This window comes from Corynebacterium imitans, assembly GCF_000739455.1.
GTDB lineage: Bacteria > Actinomycetota > Actinomycetes > Mycobacteriales > Mycobacteriaceae > Corynebacterium > Corynebacterium imitans.
On record NZ_CP009211.1, the window covers coordinates 739,865 to 754,579 of the forward strand.

A 14,715-nucleotide genomic window follows, 5' to 3' on the forward strand; every position below is an offset into this window, starting at 1 on the left:
GCTGCTTAGGCAATCCGGATGCCCTGCTGCGCGAACCAGGGCACCGGGTCAACCTGGTTCACACCGTCCGGCTTGATCTCAAAGTGGAGGTGCGGGCCGGTGGACTGACCCTCATTGCCGATCTGGGCGATCTGCTCGCCGGCACGGACGCGTTGACCGACGGCTACGTTGTAGTGCGCCATGTGGCCGTAGACAGAGACCTCGCCGCCGTCGTGCTGGATCACGACCCAGTTGCCGAAGCCCTGGGCGGGCCCAGCGTTGATGACGGTGCCGTCCATGACGGAGTAGATCGGGGTGCCCAGGCTGTTGGCGATGTCAATACCGCGGTGCATCGCGCCCCAGCGCTGGCCGTAGCCGGACGTAAAGGTACCCGTCGTCGGGGTGACTACGGTGCGGCCGTCGGAGGTGCGGCCGCGCTGCATGGTCACTCCACCGTTGCTGGTGCCGGAGTCGGGGGTGAACTGGCTGCTGATCTCCTGGCCGAGCGCGCGGGGGTCGTAGACGATGCTGTAATCGCCCACAGTCAGCGTCGCGCCGTCCTTCAGAATGGAGTCGGCGGCGGAAGCGAGGTGTTGCACTGCCTCCTGCTGGGTGGCGATGGGTGCGCCGTTGAGCGTGAACACTGGGGCCGCGATGGCCGGCGTGGCGGAAAACGCAAGCGCCGCGGCAAGGACCGCGGGAAGCAGGCGACGATGCATGTGCTCCAAACCTTTTCTTTTAGGAAAGCGAATACCGCGTTAGAATCTAGCGCGCATTTGCCGCCCAAGCAACGCCTTGACGTGCGCTTTTGTCGAAAAGTTGTGTCATTTTCCACCGTTGGTGCAGGCCAGCGCGCTGTTACTGAAGTGAAATTTGTTATTAATGTGACGGGCGCTCGGGGGTGGTGCGTCACCGGCATGAGACGCAAAAACGCCCCGACACAACAGTGCCGGGGCGAAAAGAAACGCCTTAGCCTAGAGCTGGATGCCGCGCTGCGCCAGCCACGGGGCCGGGTCGACCGGGGTGTCGCCGTCCGGGTGGATTTCAAAGTGGAGGTGGGAGCCGGTGGAGAAGCCGAGGCTGCCCATGCCGGCGATCTTCTGGCCAGCGGTCACACGCTCGCCGACAGCAACGTCGAGGCTCTGCATGTGGCCGTAGACAGAGACGGAGCCGTCCTCGTGCTTGAGGCGGATCCAGTTGCCGTAGCCCTGGGCCGGGCCAGAGTCGATCACGGTGCCGTCCATGACAGCCAGGATCGGGGTGCCGGGGGCGTTCGCAATGTCGACGCCGTAGTGGAAGGAGCCCCAGCGCGGGCCGAAGCCGGAGGTGAAAGCACCCTCGGCCGGGCGAGCGACCTGCGGTGCGCGAGCGGCCTCGTCGGCCTTCGCTACCTCGTCGGAGTGGGCGACTGCCTTGTCCAGCTGGTCGGCCAGGTTGACTACCGGCTTGTACTCGGCAATCGCCAGGATCTGTGGGGCGGACTCCAGGGCGGAGGTTGCATCGGCGACCAGCTGGTCGGTGTCTGCCGCCACGGTGACGTTCGCGTCGTTTGCAGTGGTGCCCTCGGAGGCGAGCGTTGCTGCTGCGGCACCGCTCAGGCCGGCGGTGGAGACTGCACCAGTTGCCACGGCTACCATGGCGACGCGACCCTTATTGGGAGACTGCTTCCGGTGCTTGCCGCCCTGCTTCGATGCCTTGTACATAGGTCCCCTTAGAAAATCCGACTCCGTGACCTTGGCGGCCCCGGATTGTAACCTTCCTGTTATCTACGAGTGGTTACTGTAACGAATTGGTCTCGGTAAGGCAACTGAATTCCTCAAAAAATTCTTAATCGTTGCCCACCTCACTTTTCGTTACACATCCGGGTGTAGCGGGCCGGTGGAGTGTTGTAGCTCAGGCGATAAGGGGAGAGGTGGCAGAGTTAGTTGACGATGAGCACGAATTCGAATCCCCGGTCCGCCCCGTCGTCACGCGCGCGCAGCGAAAGCCGCACCCGCGACCGCGCCGCCGCCCGCAGCCGCTCCAAGGCACGTTTGCAGCGTGCTGGAACCGCTGCGCGCGCCCAGAAGCGCGACAACACGAAAGCGCCGGAGACCTGGCAGGAGCGCCTCCGCCACTACTTCGCGTTCGCCATTGTGCCGAACGCGGTGCTCGCACTCGGTGCCGTCGCAGTGTGTTTCGCGGTACTTTTGATCGGCGGCTGGCCCCTGCCGTATCTGCCGCTGACGATTGGCGAGTTCTGGCTCGTTGGCCATGGTGTGCCCGCCACCATCGACGGGGTCACCCTGGGGGCGGTCCCGCTGCTGCCCGCCGTGGGCGTCGTCGCGCTGGTAGCAACCCGAGTGCGCGCGGCTACCGAGCACCGCGTGAGCGTGCTGGACCTGTGGGCGCTGCTCGGGCTCACGCTCGCCATCCCGCTCGTGTGCTCCGCCATCGCGCTGTTCATGGTCGCGGATGCCTCGAAAGTCTACACCACCAGCGCCCCGCCCGCGTGGCAGGCCCTGAGCTACCCGCTCGCGCTGCACTTCATCGGATTCTGCTTCGGCCTGCGCACCGTGCTGTGGCGCGCGCTGGCGAAAAGAATCAGCGTCCCGCCAATGCTTATCGACGCCGCACTCACCGCCGCACACGCCACCCGCAACCTACTCGCCGCCGGTGGGGCAGTGTTCCTCATCCTGCTGGCGTTTAATTACCAGCGCGTCGGCGAGGCCATCGCGAGCTTCCCCAACCTCGGGGCCGTAGGTGGGATCTGGCTTCTGCTCGTCTGCCTGCTCTACCTGCCGAATGCGGCGATCGCCACACTCGCGGTGCTGCTCGGCGGCGCCTTCGAGTACGCGGGCGTGGCGACCTCCCTGTTCGCCACCGGCAATGTAGCGCTGCCGCCGCTGCCCGTGCTCGCCGCGGTGCCCGCGAGCGTGCCTGCCTGGGCGCCGGTGGCGATGGTGATTCCGGCGGCCGTGATCCTCGCGTCGCTGTGGAAGGTGCGCCCGAGTGCGGCCACCGCCGGCGCAATCGGGGCGTGGGCCGGCGTCTACGGGCTCGTCCTCGGCGCACTCGCCTCCGGTGTGGCGGGCGCGTACGGCATGGTTGGGCCGACCTACTGGATGCTCGGCGGGCTCATGTTCGCGTGGGTGGCCGTGATCGCGCTGTTGGTGTGGTGTGTGGCGTGGGTGCGGGAGCGTGGCGTCGAGAAGCATCCGGCCCCTGAAGCCACAAAGCCTGAGGGCGACTAAGCTATGGGCCGTGAGTAGCCAACCTTTGTCCGTCGTGGTGCTGGTTTCCGGCACCGGCAGCCTGCTCAAGGCGATTTTGGACGATACAGCAAGTCCCTACCGCGTCGACCTCGTCGTCGCGGATCAACTTTGCGCCGGTATCGAGCGCGCGAAAAACGCCGGGGTCAGCACCGCGGTTGTCCCGGTGGAAGCAGACCGCGCCGCCTGGGACGCGGAGCTTGCCCAGACGGTGGCGAAAACACGGCCGGATGTGGTGGTTTCCGCAGGCTTCATGCGGATTCTTGGGCCGGAGTTCCTCGCCAAGTTTGAGGGACACACCATCAACACTCACCCCTCCCTGCTGCCGGCGTTCCCGGGAGCGCACGCCGTGGATGATGCGCTGGATTACGGCGTAAAGGTCACCGGCTGCACGGTCCACTACGTGGACGCCGGAATGGATACCGGTGAAATCATCGCGCAGCGCGCGGTGCGCGTTGAGGAGGGCGACACGAAATCCACTCTGCACGAAAGAATCAAACAGGCCGAGCGCGAGCAGATTGTGGATCTGCTGCGTCGCGCCTCCATTTCCAACGGGAAGGTAGTCTTCAATGGGAATTCAGATTAAGCGCGCGCTGATCAGCGTCTACGACAAGACGGGCGTGGAGGACCTCGCCCGCGCGCTGGGTGAGGCCGGCGTGGAAATCGTCTCCACTGGCTCCACCGCAAAGCGCATCGCGGACGCCGGTGTGGCCGTGACCGAGGTCGCCGAGCTGACCGGCTTCCCCGAGGTGCTTGAGGGCCGCGTGAAGACCCTGCACCCGCGCGTGCACTCCGGCATCCTGGCGGACCTGCGCAAGGAAAGCCACGCGGAGCAGCTCAAGGAGCTGGGAATTGAGCCCTTCCAGCTGGTCGTGGTGAACCTGTACCCGTTTGAGGAGACCGTGGCCTCCGGCGCGGATTTCGACGCCTGCGTGGAGCAGATCGACATCGGCGGGCCGTCCATGGTGCGCGCCGCCGCGAAGAACCACCCGTCGGTGGCCGTAGTGACCAACCCCGCGCGCTACGCCGAGGTCATCGAGGCCGTCAAGGGCGACGGCTTCGAGCTGGAAGACCGCAAGCGCCTCGCCCTGGAGGCGTTTACCCACACCGCGCAGTACGACGCGGCGGTGTCCGGTTGGCTGGCTGAGCAGCTCGACGCAGATGGCGCTGCTGAGTCCACTGAAGGCGACGAGCTGCGCTACGGCGAGAACCCGCACCAGTCCGCCCGCCTGGTCAACGAGGGCTGGGGCATTGCGAATGCCACCCAGTTCGGCGGCAAGGAAATGAGCTACAACAACTACCAGGACGCCGACGCCGCTTGGCGCGCGGCCTGGGACCACGAGCGTGCCTGCGTGGCCATTATCAAGCACGCGAATCCGTGCGGCGTAGCTGTTTCCGATACCTCCATTGCTGATGCGCACGCGAAGGCGCACGCCTGCGACCCGGTCTCCGCCTACGGTGGCGTGGTCGCGGCCAACCGTGAGGTGACCGTAGCGATGGCCAAGCAGGTCCAGCCGATCTTCACCGAGGTCATCCTGGCCCCGTCGTATGAGGACGGCGCGATCGAGGTGCTCAAGGAGAAGAAGAACCTGCGCATCCTGCAGGTCGAGCCGAAGCAGCCGGGCGAGGAGCGTCGCCAGATCTCCGGCGGCTGGCTCGTTCAGGAGCGCGACTCCTACCAGGCTGAGGGCGACGCCGCTGCAAGCTGGAAGCTGGTCGCCGGCGAGGCCGCCGACGAGCAGACCCTGGCAGATCTGGAGTTCGCGTGGCGCAGCGTGCGTTGCGTGAAGTCGAATGCGATCCTGATTGCGGACAACGGGGCGTCGGTAGGCATCGGCATGGGCCAGGTCAACCGCGTCGACTCGGCCAAGTTGGCCGTCGACCGCGCGAACACCCTGGACGAGGGCAAGAACCGCACCAACGGTGCCGTGGCCGCTTCCGATGCGTTCTTCCCGTTCGCCGACGGCTTCCAGCTGCTCGCGGATTCCGGCGTGAAGGCCGTGGTGCAGCCGGGCGGCTCCATCCGTGATGAGGAGGTCATCGCCGCCGCGGAGGCAGCTGGCGTGACCATGTACCTCACCGGCACCCGCCACTTCGCGCACTAAATCGCCGCTTTTCGACGCCGCGTAGCCTGTTTCAAGGTCACGCGGCGTTTGCATAGGCGGCATGTGCTTTTCCTGCTACCATGCACGTGTCTTTGCAGTTTGTACTAAAGGAGCACGCCCGTGTCTTCCCAGCTCTCTTCCCAGCCCTGGGCCAAGCAGATCATCGCTGCGCTGACGGCCATGGGCATCGCCCTGCCTGTCGTCCCGCGCGTGGAGGAACTCCCCGTCATCGGGGATGCGTACGTGCAGGCGTACAACAACCTGCCCGCGAACGTGAAGCAGCAGGTGCCGCCGCAGCTGCGCCCCAAGCAGCCGGGGCAGGAGAAGAAGGCCCCGGCGAAACCGGCACCGGTCGCTCCGGATGCCCAGGCGAAGCTGCACCAGCTGGTCCAGGACGTGGTGGGCCGACACGGCGGGCGCGCGGCCATCTCCGTGGCGGGCGCGGGTAGGCAGATCACGGTGGGGGACAACCGGGCGGAGCCCGCCTTCTCCACGATGAAGGTGCCGCTGTCCATCGCGGCGCTGCGGCAGAACCCGGCCTTTGCTGGTGACGCGCGCCTGGCGATCACCGTCTCGGACAACCCGGCGGCGCACCGCATGTTCGCGCAGGTCCCGGCGTCTGCTTACGGCGGCGTGATCGCCGAGGCTGGCTCGAAGACGACCACGCCCGCGGGCTACGAGATGGGCACGCTGTGGACGACCGCGGACCAGGCACAGTTCGCCTCCGGCCTGCGCTGCGTGCGCGGCCACGAGCCCGTACTGGATTTGATGGGGCAGATCACCCGCGACCAGCGCTGGGGGCTGGGCCAGATCGGCGGTGCCCGCTTCAAGGGCGGCTGGAACGTTCACCAAGGCGGGTACCTCACGCGCCAGTTTGGTCTGATCCCGGGACCGAACGGCGACATTGCCGTTGCAATTACCACGTTCAGCAACGGTGGCTACGCCGAGAGTACGCAGATGCTCAACGAACTCGCACGCGGCATTGAGGGAATGCGCGGCGGTCTGCCAACCTCGCGCTGCTAACCTCTTCCGAGATCCGGACGAGGACAAGCGCGCTGACGAAGAGCGCGGAGGAAGGCGGTAGCGCGTGGTCGACCCCGAGGAACACCAGGGCGACGACCCGCCGACCGCTGAGCTTCCCGCACTCTCCCCTGAGAGCACCCTCGAGCAGGATGTGCTGTGGGACGACGATTCGGACGAGGAACGCCCTGCTCCAAGTGTTGGCGTCTGGGTCGTCGGAGGGATAGTTGCTCTCGCGGCCCTTGTGGTTGGCGTACTTCTCGCCGCCTCCGCCACGAGCCTTGCCAAAGGCGGGAAGACACCCGACCCCGTGACGAACACTGTCGTGGTGACGTCTACGCGGCTGACTGAAGTTACCACGACGCGAGTCGTGACAACGCAGCCACCAACCTCTTCAAACCCTGCGACAAAGAAGGCAGCGACGAAGACCACCACGAAGGGCGGATCGGTTTCGGCTAAAGCGACGACAACAAGCCCGAAAAAGACCCCGAAAAGGACCCCGAAAAGGACCCCGAAAAGGACCCCGAAAAGGACCACGACACCGACGACGGCGCGATAGCGTGCGCACAGCATTGCCGGAAAGTTTTTCGGTAATTGTCATGATGTGTCCAGGGTTTGGCTATGATCTACTCGTATCCATTTGCAGACATACCCCGAGGCAGTAGCTGACATCGAGGGGAAAGGCCGATAGTGAGTAGACAATACGGACAGGGTGCCCCCAACCCAGACACTGAGCAGTGGGCAGTCCCCGAAGCCGGAGGACAGCAGTTTCCTTCCCAGGGCTATCCGCCCCAGCAGCCCGTCTACGGACAGCCGGTCTACGCCCAGCCCTACCCGCAGCAGAGCGGTAACAAGGCATTGCCGTGGATCATTGGTGTGCTCGGCATTCTGCTCGCCACGGTCGTCGGCGTGGTGGCCTACCTGGGCGGCACGGGTGCCTTCCAGCGCTCGAGCGCACAGCAGGACCCCGTCGTGGTCACCGAGGTAGAGACCCAGACGCTCAAGCAGGAACCGGCTCAGCAGCAGGCCCCGGCACCCGCGGCGGAGCCAGTGTCGGCCCCGGCTGCGTCGCGCCAGGCGTATGGCCACTATGCGGCGGCGTCCAGCAATACTTCGGGTCCGTTCGCGGCGAACGTGTACAGCGCCTTCGTGGACGCCTACAACAGCACGGGTAGCCCGAACGTCACGGTCAACGTCTACAGTCCGGTCACCGGCTCCACCTACACCATGTCGTGCAGCGGCGGGGCCACGGTGTACTGCTACGGCGGCGACAACGCGCGTGTGAAGATTTGGTAGCGCATCGCACGCTCGGCGCGGTTGCTGCGGCGGCCCTGTGCCTGAGCGCCTGCGGGCCGAGCGAAGCACCTCCGACGGTGGTGGTGACCTCCACCGAGTTCGTCTCGCCGCCCGCCCAATCCGTTGAGCCCGCCCCAGCACCCGCGGATGTGCGCCCGCTTGTCGACGCCGCCGTGCAGGCCGCCTCACACCTCGGCACCGCCGGCGCAGCCGTCGGTGGGCCGGAAGGGATCGTGGTTGCAGGATTCACTGAACCCACCCCGGCCTGGTCGACGATCAAGGTGCCGATCGCGATCGCTGCCCTGCGCGCCGACCCGTCGCTGAGCCCGGACGCCGCAGCCGCGATCACCGCCTCGGACAACGACGCCGCCCAGCGCCTCTACACGGTCGCGGGCGAAGCCGGGACAAACGCGGTGCTAGCTGAACTCGGACTTGGAACCGGGGTGAATACGGCCCCGCTTCGCCCCGAGTTTTCCACCTACGGCCAAACGCCTCTGAGCGTGGCGGATGAGGCGACCATGGCTAACACCTTGGCATGCGTGTCCGGGGCAGGCGAGGTCCTCGGGCTGATGGGACAGGTCGACCCCGGGCAGTCCTACGGGCTCGGCACCCAGGGCGCGCTGTTCAAAGGCGGATGGGGCCCGGACGAGTCCGGGATGTACCAGGTACGCCAGTTCGGTCTGCTGCCGCGTGGCAACGGCACGTACGTCCCCGTGGCACTCACCGCGCTGCCTGCCGACGGAACCTACGAGACGGGCCAGCAGATGCTCTCCGCGATGGCACAAAACCTGGGGGAGCAGGCGGACGCCTTTGCGCCCGCCGCCTGCCAGCACTCCGGCGGCTAGGCCTGCTCCCCGGAGACTTTGGCCACCAGCTCGAGAGTGCGCTCACCGCGGCAGGAGGGCAGCTCCGCGTGCAGGACATCGAGCACGGCATCGGCGATCATGACGGAGGGGGCGGGTAACGCATCGTCGACAAGCGGGTAGGGCGCGGTGCCCGTGTTATCGCGCATCTCGATCGCGGCGAGCGTCATGTGGAAGGGCAAGTCAATGCGCGGGTCGTCATCGCCGACGATCTGCGCGGCTAAATCGCGGTAGATGCCCTCCAGCTTCGCGCGGTCCTCGTGGTACTCCTTGAATTCCTCCGAGTCCAGGGTGGGCAGCTGGTAGAGGCGACCAATGTTCCAATTCGAGGACAGAAGGATGCGTGTCTCCGCCGCGCACAGCGCCCACAGCTTCAGCGCGGGCGAAGCATCTGACTCCGCGAGGTCCGAGGCCAAGTCCAGCGCGGGCTGAATCGTGCCCTTGAGCAGCGTGAGGAAGATGTCGTTCTTCGAGGGGAAGTGGTAGTAGAGCGACGCCTGGCGGATGCCCACGGCCTCCGCGATCTGGTGGGTGGAGGTGGTGGAGAACCCGCGGCGGGTGAACAGCTCCGAGGAAGCGTCGAGAATCTCCTCGCGGGCGGTCTTCCCGCGGCGGCGGGGCCGGTTCTTGCGGGGGCGCCCTACGGTTCGCGTCATGCGCTGCTCCTCTCCATGTGCCTTACGTGCCTGACCAGTCTACTGCATGCTCAGCTTTCAATCGGTTGAAAGGTAGTTTTGCCTGTAGATGCGTTGGTGTACGGACGAAAAGCGCCCGCCCCGTACTCATCGTGAGCACGGGGCGGGCGCTTTTTAAGTCGAAAGACTCTACGCTGCTGTCAACCGTTGCTTAGCGAGTGGTGAACGGCAGGAGAGCCATCTCGCGCGCGTTCTTGACTGCGGTAGCAACCTGACGCTGCTGCTGCGGGGTCAAGCCGGTGACGCGGCGGGAACGGATCTTGTGACGATCCGAGATGAACAGACGCAGGGTCTCTACATCCTTGTAATCGACCGACTCAATGCCCTTGGCCTTGAGCGGGTTCTTCTTCGGGCGGCGGGACTGCTCCATGCGCGCCTTGCGGTGATTATTGCGCTTCATTGGTCAAATCCTCCTTACCACGAAGACTTACGAACGCCAGGCAGCTCACCACGGTGAGCCATCTCGCGCATACGGACACGGGACAGACCGAACTTGCGGAGGTAACCGCGCGGACGGCCGTCGTGGGAATCGCGGTTGCGCACGCGCGCGGGCGAAGCGTCACGCGGCTGACGGTTCAGCTCGAACTGTGCTTCCAGGCGATCCTCGTCCGAGGTCTCGGGGTTGCGGATGATTGCCTTGAGCTCGTTGCGACGCTCAGCGTAGCGAGCAACGATTTCCTTGCGCTTCTCGTTCTTAGCGATCTTGGACTTCTTCGCCATTGTTTATCGCTCCTCGCGGAATTCAACGTGCTTACGCACAACCGGGTCGTACTTCTTCAGCGTGATGCGATCCGGGTTGTTGCGCTTGTTCTTGCGGGTGACGTAGGTAAAACCGGTGCCCGCGGTGCTCTTCAGCTTGATGATCGGGCGAATATCGTTACGTGCCATTAGATCTTCTCACCTCGTGCGCGGATCTTTGCCACGACGGACTCGATGCCGTCACGGTCGATGATCTTCAGACCCTTGGTAGAAACGGTCAGAGTAATGGTACGGCCCTCGGAGGGCAGGTAGAACCGGCGCTTCTGCACGTTGGGGTTCCAACGGCGCGAGTGGCGGCGGTGCGAGTGCGAGACGGTCTTGCCGAACTGCGGCTTCCGTCCCGTGACCTGGCAATGTGCCGACATGGGTTGACTTCTTTCTCTTCTGCCGCCCACGCACTGATCACTTGTGAGGATGACGCCACTAACAAAGCGGTGTGAGGGTCCGCGAAAAGCGTCGAGTGCAATCGGTTGACGTAGGCGTAAACGTGTACTTCGACAACAGCGAGAGTCAACAATACATGTTTCGTGCCAAATCTCCTAATCTCAGGCGACCGCGCTTCCCAGCCACACGGCCAGCGGCACCAGCACGCACCCGAAGGCGATAAACACCCGCCACGGGATCTGTATCCCCGCGCGCTCCAGTTGGCTGTGCCACAGGAGTGTAGCCAGGGAAGCCCAGGGCGTAATCAGCGGCCCGAAGTTCACGCCGACGAGCAGCTGCATCGGCTCGTCGCCTTCCAAAAGCAAGTACGCAGGGAGGTTGTTCACCAGGTTGGCGGCAACCGTGCCCGAAAGTGCAGCGGGGGCGTTGATGTGCAGCGGAGGCAGCAGCGCTACGGCAGAAGAAATAGCGACGACGAGCGCCAGCGACTGCCACGGCACAAGCTCGCCCCGGTTCTCGACGCCCACCGCCAACGCCATCGCCACAGCCCCGACCACGCTGGTCGCCCAAAAGGGGATTGGCGTGAGTAGTGCGACGACAGTCAGCCCGAGAATCCACAGTGCAGCTCCTGGGCTGGGCGGGGCGCTCGGGGAGTGCTGCTGCTTTTCCGCACCAAAGATGAAGCGCGCAACGTAGGAAGCCGCGACCGCGACTGCGATGCCGACGAGTGCTGACCTCCAGGATGCAGCGACAAAGTCGTATGTGCCCGAGTAGTGCTTCAGCGCCAAAAGATTGGTCAGGTTGGAGACCGGGAGCAGCATTGAGCCAAGATTGGCGATCCACACCACCGACAGTGATAAGGCCACGACGCTCAGCCCGTTACGTCGCGCCACCGCTACGGCCAGGGGCGTGAGCATGATCGCTGTGGTGTCTAGGGAGAGGAAGATGGTGACGAAGACACACAGCACGAGAAAGGCGGGCCACACGAAGTGCGTGCGCTCGATCCACGCGGCGAGCGCCTCGAACACTCCCGCCTGTGCGGCGAGGTTGACCATGGCAGACATCGCAGCGGCAAAAACCAAAACGGGCAGCAGCCGCCCGGCCACTGACGTGGCGGCAGCGGTATCCGTCAGTGCCAGGGCGACAAACAGTACGACGGCCGCCGCGGGCCAAAATATAGAGGTAAGGCGCACGAGCAAAGAGTCTAGATCCCCAAAGCCTTGGCTAACCTCAAGGCGAGTACCGTGCGGTCGCGCGCTTCGAGTTTTCGGAGCAAGGCAGAAACGTGGTTTTTCACGGTGCCTTCAGCCAGGAAGAGTGCACCGGCGATCTCCTGGTTGCTCATTCCTCGAGCGACCTTCTCGGCGACGGAGCGCTCAGTCGGGGTCAAGATCGCCAGCTGTGGGTTCCCCGCAGCGTAGCGGGCGATACGAGGGTCGAGGACGAGGCCGCCCTGGGCGGTGGCGACGATGGCGTTTGCCAATTCTTCCGGGGACACATCTTTCAGGATGTAGCCGGACGCGTCAGCGTCGAGCAGGCTTGTTACCAAGTTTGCGTCGTCGAAAGTGGTGAGTACAAGGACGGGAACGTGTGGGCTGCAGGCGCGCACGACCCCGAGCCCGTCGGTTCCCGGCATTGCTGCGTCGGTGACCACCACGTCGACGTTATGGCGGCGGGCAAGCTCCAGCGCTTCCGCTCCGTCGGTAGTTGTGGCGGCAACTTCAACACGGTCGTCGGTGTCCAAGATGAGCCTGAGGCCGCGCAGGAGCATCTCGTGGTCGTCGATAAGTAGCGCGCGTGTGGTCATGATTTCTCCTTGAGGTGCAATTCGATGCGGAAACCTCCGTCAATGCCGCCGTGGGCGAGCGTATTGATTTCACCACCGAGGCCTGCAGCGCGTTCGCGAAGCGACGTGATGCCGAAAGCTTCCGGCCCAGTCGTGCCTATGCCGTTGTCCGTTACGGCCAGTGTTCGGTCATCAAGGACGATCTGTGCCTTCGTTGCGTGCGAATGGCGCAGCACATTGGTCAGTGCCTCTTGGCAAAAGTGCAGCATGAGCATTCGTTCTTCGGTGGAGTACTTCGCCTGTGGTGTGTGAACAGCGTGAGAAAACTCAACGTCCAAAGAAGTGGTGGCGAAAGACTCCGCCAGATGGGACAGTGCGGACTCGATGTCCTCATCAGGATGCGCGGCAGGTTTCATCGCGCGGACCGTCGCGCGCATCTCTTGTAGAGCCTCCGAGACGCTTGCGCGTGCATGCGCGATCTCACTATCACGCTTTTCCGCGTCGGGGATCCGGAGCGCGTAGTCGAGGCTCAGCCCGATGGTGGTGAGGCGGTGCCCGAGGGCGTCGTGAAGCGTGGCCGCGATCCTTTCACGCTCCTTCGCCACCGCCATGTCCTGCTGGTGCGCCTCGTACCAGCGCTGGCGGGAGACCGTGGAGGCAAGATTCAGGGCTGCCGCAGCTGCGGCAGCGCCGGCGAGCGTTTCAAGCGCGATCTTGCTTACCGGAGCTTGGACCTTGAGCTGCGCGAGAAAAGCAGCCGCGACGATCGCACCTGCGTAGACATACGCCGCCCGCTTGCCCAGACTCATGTGCACTGCCACGACTGCGCACCACAGCACAAGGATGCTGATCGGGTTATTCGCCGTGGCGAAGACGGCGAACGCGCACAGGGAAAAAGCCACCGCGGCAACTCTGTGCTCCGTCCTGCGCCACGCCACCCACGCCGCGACGGTGAGTAAGGCGACCGCCAGGAGAATTCCCTTACGCGCGAGCGCCGCTGACGTGAAGTTGATATACAGCAAGATGGCGAACACCAAGATGCTGTCCAAAAGGTAGAGGTGGACGCGGTTCATGGGGCCTAACCTACCGGCTGACACCCGTGACTCGGGTCATGGTTTTTGGTGACCGCATCCACTATTCACGCCCGCGTGCGCTCCATAAAGTCGTGCACCATGAACCCAAGAATTCCTGTTAACGCATTCGGTCTCTTGCTGCGCGCCCTTATCGCTATGGGCGTGCTCCTGGGCGCAAACTTCGCTCGGGTCCCGCTCGCCCCATACGTAGATGAGACACTCCTGTTCTGCCTCACACCCGTCCTGGTGGTCGCGTTCGTCGTCGTGTGGGTGCGCTACGTTGAGCGCTCCAGCATCAATTGGCGCGGGGCCTGGGGTCTTGTCGGCGGCACGCTCGTGGTGGCCGTGCCGATGCTCGTGGGGTGGGCAGTGCTCGCAGCGATCCTCGGACCCGGGCAAGTGGTGCAGGAGGCAGCCGAGGCCGGCGACTACCCGCTGGTCGCAATCATCGCTTGGATCCTTGTGCGCGCATACTTGCTGCAAGGTATCCCCGAGGAGCTGCTCTACCGCGGCTGGCTGTTCGATCTCACGCGGCACCGAGAAACTCTCACCATTGTCTGGACGACTGCCGCCTTCACGTTGATTCACCTGACTTCTTCCGGCGGGCAACAAAGCGCGCTGGACCACCTCGTCTACCTGGCGATGCCCTTCGGGATGTCCATCCTGGGCGCGGCGCTGGTCTACCGCTTTGGCAGCTTCTGGTGGGCTGCAGGCTCGCACGGCGGGATGCACCTCATGCTTGCGGTACTGAGCTTGGCCTATCCGATTGAGCTGGGCAACGTTGCGTGGGTCGTGCTCGGCCTGGCGCAGGCGTTGGCCGGGGTGCTGGTGCTCTGGCGTCGAAAAGCAAAAGCACGCGATTAGGAAAAAGAGCCTCGGGGAAGTATAATTCTGCAGGTTGTTCAGCAATCGCTGTGCACTTGACCATTTTCGCACCCAACTCAGGCACGATCCCTTGAGAAAAGGGAACCGACCTGAAGTTCAATCCTGAGGGAGACGAAGCATATGAAGAAGGATATTCACCCGGATTACCACCCGGTGATTTTCCAGGACGCGAACACGGGCCACAAGTTCCTGACGCGCTCCACCAAGACCTCCGACCGCACCGATACCTGGGAAGACGGCAACGAGTACCCGCTCATCGTCGTCGATGTGACCGCCGAGTCCCACCCGTTCTGGACCGGCGCACAGCGTCTCATGGACACCGCTGGCCGCGTTGAGAAGTTCAACCAGCGCTTCGGTGGCATGGCTCGCCGCAAGAAGAAGACCGCTAAGTAAGGCGTAGAAGGAGGAATTGAGAAATGGCTACACCGAAGTTTAAGAAGTCCCGCGCCAACACCCGTATGCGCCGTTCGCAGTGGAAGGCTGACAATGCCCAGCTGCAGGTTGTCAAGATCGACGGCCAGGAAGTGCGCATCCCGCGTCGTCTGGTCAAGGCTGCTCAGGCTGGCCTGATCGACGTCGAGCAGTTCTAGTGAGTGTTCGCGTTGTTGCTTAAGTAAGC

Annotated in this window: 20 protein-coding genes; 10 read left to right on the top strand and 10 right to left on the bottom strand. The window is 64.3% G+C overall.

The window, feature by feature from the left end; translation table 11 throughout:
- Positions 1 to 5: 5 nt before the first annotated feature.
- Both CIMIT_RS03350 and CIMIT_RS03355 read right to left on the bottom strand, forming a co-directional pair.
- Positions 6 to 698: a M23 family metallopeptidase gene (locus tag CIMIT_RS03350; RefSeq protein WP_038593881.1), complete on the bottom strand. Its 693-nt coding sequence runs from the start codon at positions 696 to 698 to the stop codon at positions 6 to 8.
- A 255-nt stretch (positions 699 to 953) separates the two neighbouring features.
- Positions 954 to 1,682 (bottom strand): M23 family metallopeptidase, encoded by a 729-nt coding sequence (locus tag CIMIT_RS03355; protein WP_038589178.1) that lies wholly within the window; start codon positions 1,680 to 1,682, stop codon positions 954 to 956.
- 228 nt (positions 1,683 to 1,910) lie between these two features.
- Between CIMIT_RS03355 and CIMIT_RS12550 the strand changes: the two genes are divergently transcribed.
- From CIMIT_RS12550 to CIMIT_RS03390, 7 genes are all read left to right on the top strand, one after another.
- Entirely contained in the window at positions 1,911 to 3,212 is a 1,302-nt protein-coding gene (locus tag CIMIT_RS12550; RefSeq protein WP_144311801.1) for a cell division protein PerM, read from the top strand.
- Between the two features lie 10 nt (positions 3,213 to 3,222).
- The gene (purN, locus tag CIMIT_RS03365; protein WP_038589181.1) at positions 3,223 to 3,816 is read left to right on the top strand and encodes a phosphoribosylglycinamide formyltransferase; all 594 of its coding nucleotides are present in this window, start codon (positions 3,223 to 3,225) and stop codon (positions 3,814 to 3,816) included.
- Entirely contained in the window at positions 3,800 to 5,335 is a 1,536-nt protein-coding gene (purH, locus tag CIMIT_RS03370) for a bifunctional phosphoribosylaminoimidazolecarboxamide formyltransferase/IMP cyclohydrolase (RefSeq protein WP_038589184.1), read from the top strand. Before purN ends, purH begins: the two co-directional genes overlap by 17 nt.
- Before the next feature lie 120 nt (positions 5,336 to 5,455).
- A complete protein-coding gene (locus CIMIT_RS03375; protein ID WP_051904765.1) occupies positions 5,456 to 6,358 on the top strand; it encodes a serine hydrolase in 903 nt (300 codons plus the stop codon).
- A 64-nt stretch (positions 6,359 to 6,422) separates the two neighbouring features.
- On the top strand, positions 6,423 to 6,914 hold the full coding sequence (locus CIMIT_RS03380; protein ID WP_038589187.1) for a hypothetical protein: 492 nt from the start codon (positions 6,423 to 6,425) through the stop codon (positions 6,912 to 6,914).
- Between the two features lie 131 nt (positions 6,915 to 7,045).
- The gene (locus tag CIMIT_RS03385) at positions 7,046 to 7,651 is read left to right on the top strand and encodes a hypothetical protein (RefSeq protein WP_144311802.1); all 606 of its coding nucleotides are present in this window, start codon (positions 7,046 to 7,048) and stop codon (positions 7,649 to 7,651) included.
- Positions 7,645 to 8,496 carry a serine hydrolase gene (locus tag CIMIT_RS03390; RefSeq protein WP_231910332.1) on the top strand — a complete coding sequence of 284 codons (852 nt, stop codon included), beginning with the start codon at positions 7,645 to 7,647 and terminating at the stop codon, positions 8,494 to 8,496. The genes CIMIT_RS03385 and CIMIT_RS03390 overlap by 7 nt, the downstream gene beginning before the upstream one ends.
- On the opposite strand, the gene CIMIT_RS03395 is transcribed toward CIMIT_RS03390, so the two are convergent.
- The 8 genes from CIMIT_RS03395 to CIMIT_RS03430 form a co-directional block, all read right to left on the bottom strand.
- Positions 8,493 to 9,170, bottom strand: coding sequence for a TetR/AcrR family transcriptional regulator (locus CIMIT_RS03395; RefSeq protein ID WP_038589190.1), 678 nt, complete (start codon positions 9,168 to 9,170; stop codon positions 8,493 to 8,495). The two genes, CIMIT_RS03390 and CIMIT_RS03395, sit on opposite strands and share 4 nt — an antisense overlap.
- A 190-nt stretch (positions 9,171 to 9,360) precedes the next feature.
- Positions 9,361 to 9,609 (bottom strand): 30S ribosomal protein S18, encoded by a 249-nt coding sequence (rpsR, locus tag CIMIT_RS03400; protein WP_038589193.1) that lies wholly within the window; start codon positions 9,607 to 9,609, stop codon positions 9,361 to 9,363.
- Between the two features lie 14 nt (positions 9,610 to 9,623).
- Positions 9,624 to 9,929: a 30S ribosomal protein S14 gene (gene rpsN / locus CIMIT_RS03405; RefSeq protein ID WP_038589196.1), complete on the bottom strand. Its 306-nt coding sequence runs from the start codon at positions 9,927 to 9,929 to the stop codon at positions 9,624 to 9,626.
- Between the two features lie 3 nt (positions 9,930 to 9,932).
- A complete protein-coding gene (gene rpmG / locus CIMIT_RS03410; RefSeq protein WP_006841072.1) occupies positions 9,933 to 10,097 on the bottom strand; it encodes a 50S ribosomal protein L33 in 165 nt (54 codons plus the stop codon).
- Positions 10,097 to 10,333 carry a 50S ribosomal protein L28 gene (gene rpmB, locus CIMIT_RS03415; RefSeq protein ID WP_038589200.1) on the bottom strand — a complete coding sequence of 79 codons (237 nt, stop codon included), beginning with the start codon at positions 10,331 to 10,333 and terminating at the stop codon, positions 10,097 to 10,099. Before rpmB ends, rpmG begins: the two co-directional genes overlap by 1 nt.
- A gap of 180 nt (positions 10,334 to 10,513) precedes the next feature.
- Positions 10,514 to 11,545 carry an SLC13 family permease gene (locus tag CIMIT_RS03420; protein WP_231910333.1) on the bottom strand — a complete coding sequence of 344 codons (1,032 nt, stop codon included), beginning with the start codon at positions 11,543 to 11,545 and terminating at the stop codon, positions 10,514 to 10,516.
- An 11-nt stretch (positions 11,546 to 11,556) separates the two neighbouring features.
- Positions 11,557 to 12,159, bottom strand: coding sequence for a response regulator (locus CIMIT_RS03425; protein ID WP_038589203.1), 603 nt, complete (start codon positions 12,157 to 12,159; stop codon positions 11,557 to 11,559).
- Positions 12,156 to 13,211, bottom strand: a complete 1,056-nt coding sequence (locus CIMIT_RS03430) for a sensor histidine kinase (protein WP_038589206.1) — start codon at positions 13,209 to 13,211, stop codon at positions 12,156 to 12,158. Before CIMIT_RS03430 ends, CIMIT_RS03425 begins: the two co-directional genes overlap by 4 nt.
- Before the next feature lie 99 nt (positions 13,212 to 13,310).
- On the opposite strand from CIMIT_RS03430, the gene CIMIT_RS12065 reads away from it, so the two are divergent.
- The 3 genes from CIMIT_RS12065 (at position 13,311) to rpmF (ending at position 14,686) form a co-directional block, all read left to right on the top strand.
- On the top strand, positions 13,311 to 14,075 hold the full coding sequence (locus CIMIT_RS12065; protein WP_084674252.1) for a CPBP family intramembrane glutamic endopeptidase: 765 nt from the start codon (positions 13,311 to 13,313) through the stop codon (positions 14,073 to 14,075).
- Between the two features lie 141 nt (positions 14,076 to 14,216).
- Positions 14,217 to 14,489 carry a type B 50S ribosomal protein L31 gene (locus tag CIMIT_RS03440; protein WP_038589209.1) on the top strand — a complete coding sequence of 91 codons (273 nt, stop codon included), beginning with the start codon at positions 14,217 to 14,219 and terminating at the stop codon, positions 14,487 to 14,489.
- A 23-nt stretch (positions 14,490 to 14,512) separates the two neighbouring features.
- The gene (gene rpmF / locus CIMIT_RS03445) at positions 14,513 to 14,686 is read left to right on the top strand and encodes a 50S ribosomal protein L32 (RefSeq protein ID WP_038589212.1); all 174 of its coding nucleotides are present in this window, start codon (positions 14,513 to 14,515) and stop codon (positions 14,684 to 14,686) included.
- Positions 14,687 to 14,715 lie beyond the last annotated feature (29 nt).

Excerpts from the sequence above, each read along its gene's own strand:
- CIMIT_RS03355 (WP_038589178.1), bottom strand. The coding sequence starts at position 1,682 with ATGTACAAGGCATCGAAGCAGGGCGGCAAGCACCGGAAGCAGTCTCCC.
- rpsR (WP_038589193.1), bottom strand. The coding sequence starts at position 9,609 with ATGAAGCGCAATAATCACCGCAAGGCGCGCATGGAGCAGTCCCGCCGC.
- rpmF (WP_038589212.1), top strand. The coding sequence starts at position 14,513 with ATGGCTACACCGAAGTTTAAGAAGTCCCGCGCCAACACCCGTATGCGC.
- CIMIT_RS03440 (WP_038589209.1), top strand. The coding sequence starts at position 14,217 with ATGAAGAAGGATATTCACCCGGATTACCACCCGGTGATTTTCCAGGAC.
- CIMIT_RS03425 (WP_038589203.1), bottom strand. The coding sequence starts at position 12,159 with ATGACCACACGCGCGCTACTTATCGACGACCACGAGATGCTCCTGCGC.
- CIMIT_RS03395 (WP_038589190.1), bottom strand. The coding sequence starts at position 9,170 with ATGACGCGAACCGTAGGGCGCCCCCGCAAGAACCGGCCCCGCCGCCGC.
- rpmG (WP_006841072.1), bottom strand. The coding sequence starts at position 10,097 with ATGGCACGTAACGATATTCGCCCGATCATCAAGCTGAAGAGCACCGCG.
- CIMIT_RS03350 (WP_038593881.1), bottom strand. The coding sequence starts at position 698 with ATGCATCGTCGCCTGCTTCCCGCGGTCCTTGCCGCGGCGCTTGCGTTT.
- purH (WP_038589184.1), top strand. The coding sequence starts at position 3,800 with ATGGGAATTCAGATTAAGCGCGCGCTGATCAGCGTCTACGACAAGACG.
- CIMIT_RS12065 (WP_084674252.1), top strand. The coding sequence starts at position 13,311 with ATGAACCCAAGAATTCCTGTTAACGCATTCGGTCTCTTGCTGCGCGCC.
- CIMIT_RS12550 (WP_144311801.1), top strand. The coding sequence starts at position 1,911 with ATGAGCACGAATTCGAATCCCCGGTCCGCCCCGTCGTCACGCGCGCGC.
- CIMIT_RS03430 (WP_038589206.1), bottom strand. The coding sequence starts at position 13,211 with ATGAACCGCGTCCACCTCTACCTTTTGGACAGCATCTTGGTGTTCGCC.
- rpmB (WP_038589200.1), bottom strand. The coding sequence starts at position 10,333 with ATGTCGGCACATTGCCAGGTCACGGGACGGAAGCCGCAGTTCGGCAAG.
- rpsN (WP_038589196.1), bottom strand. The coding sequence starts at position 9,929 with ATGGCGAAGAAGTCCAAGATCGCTAAGAACGAGAAGCGCAAGGAAATC.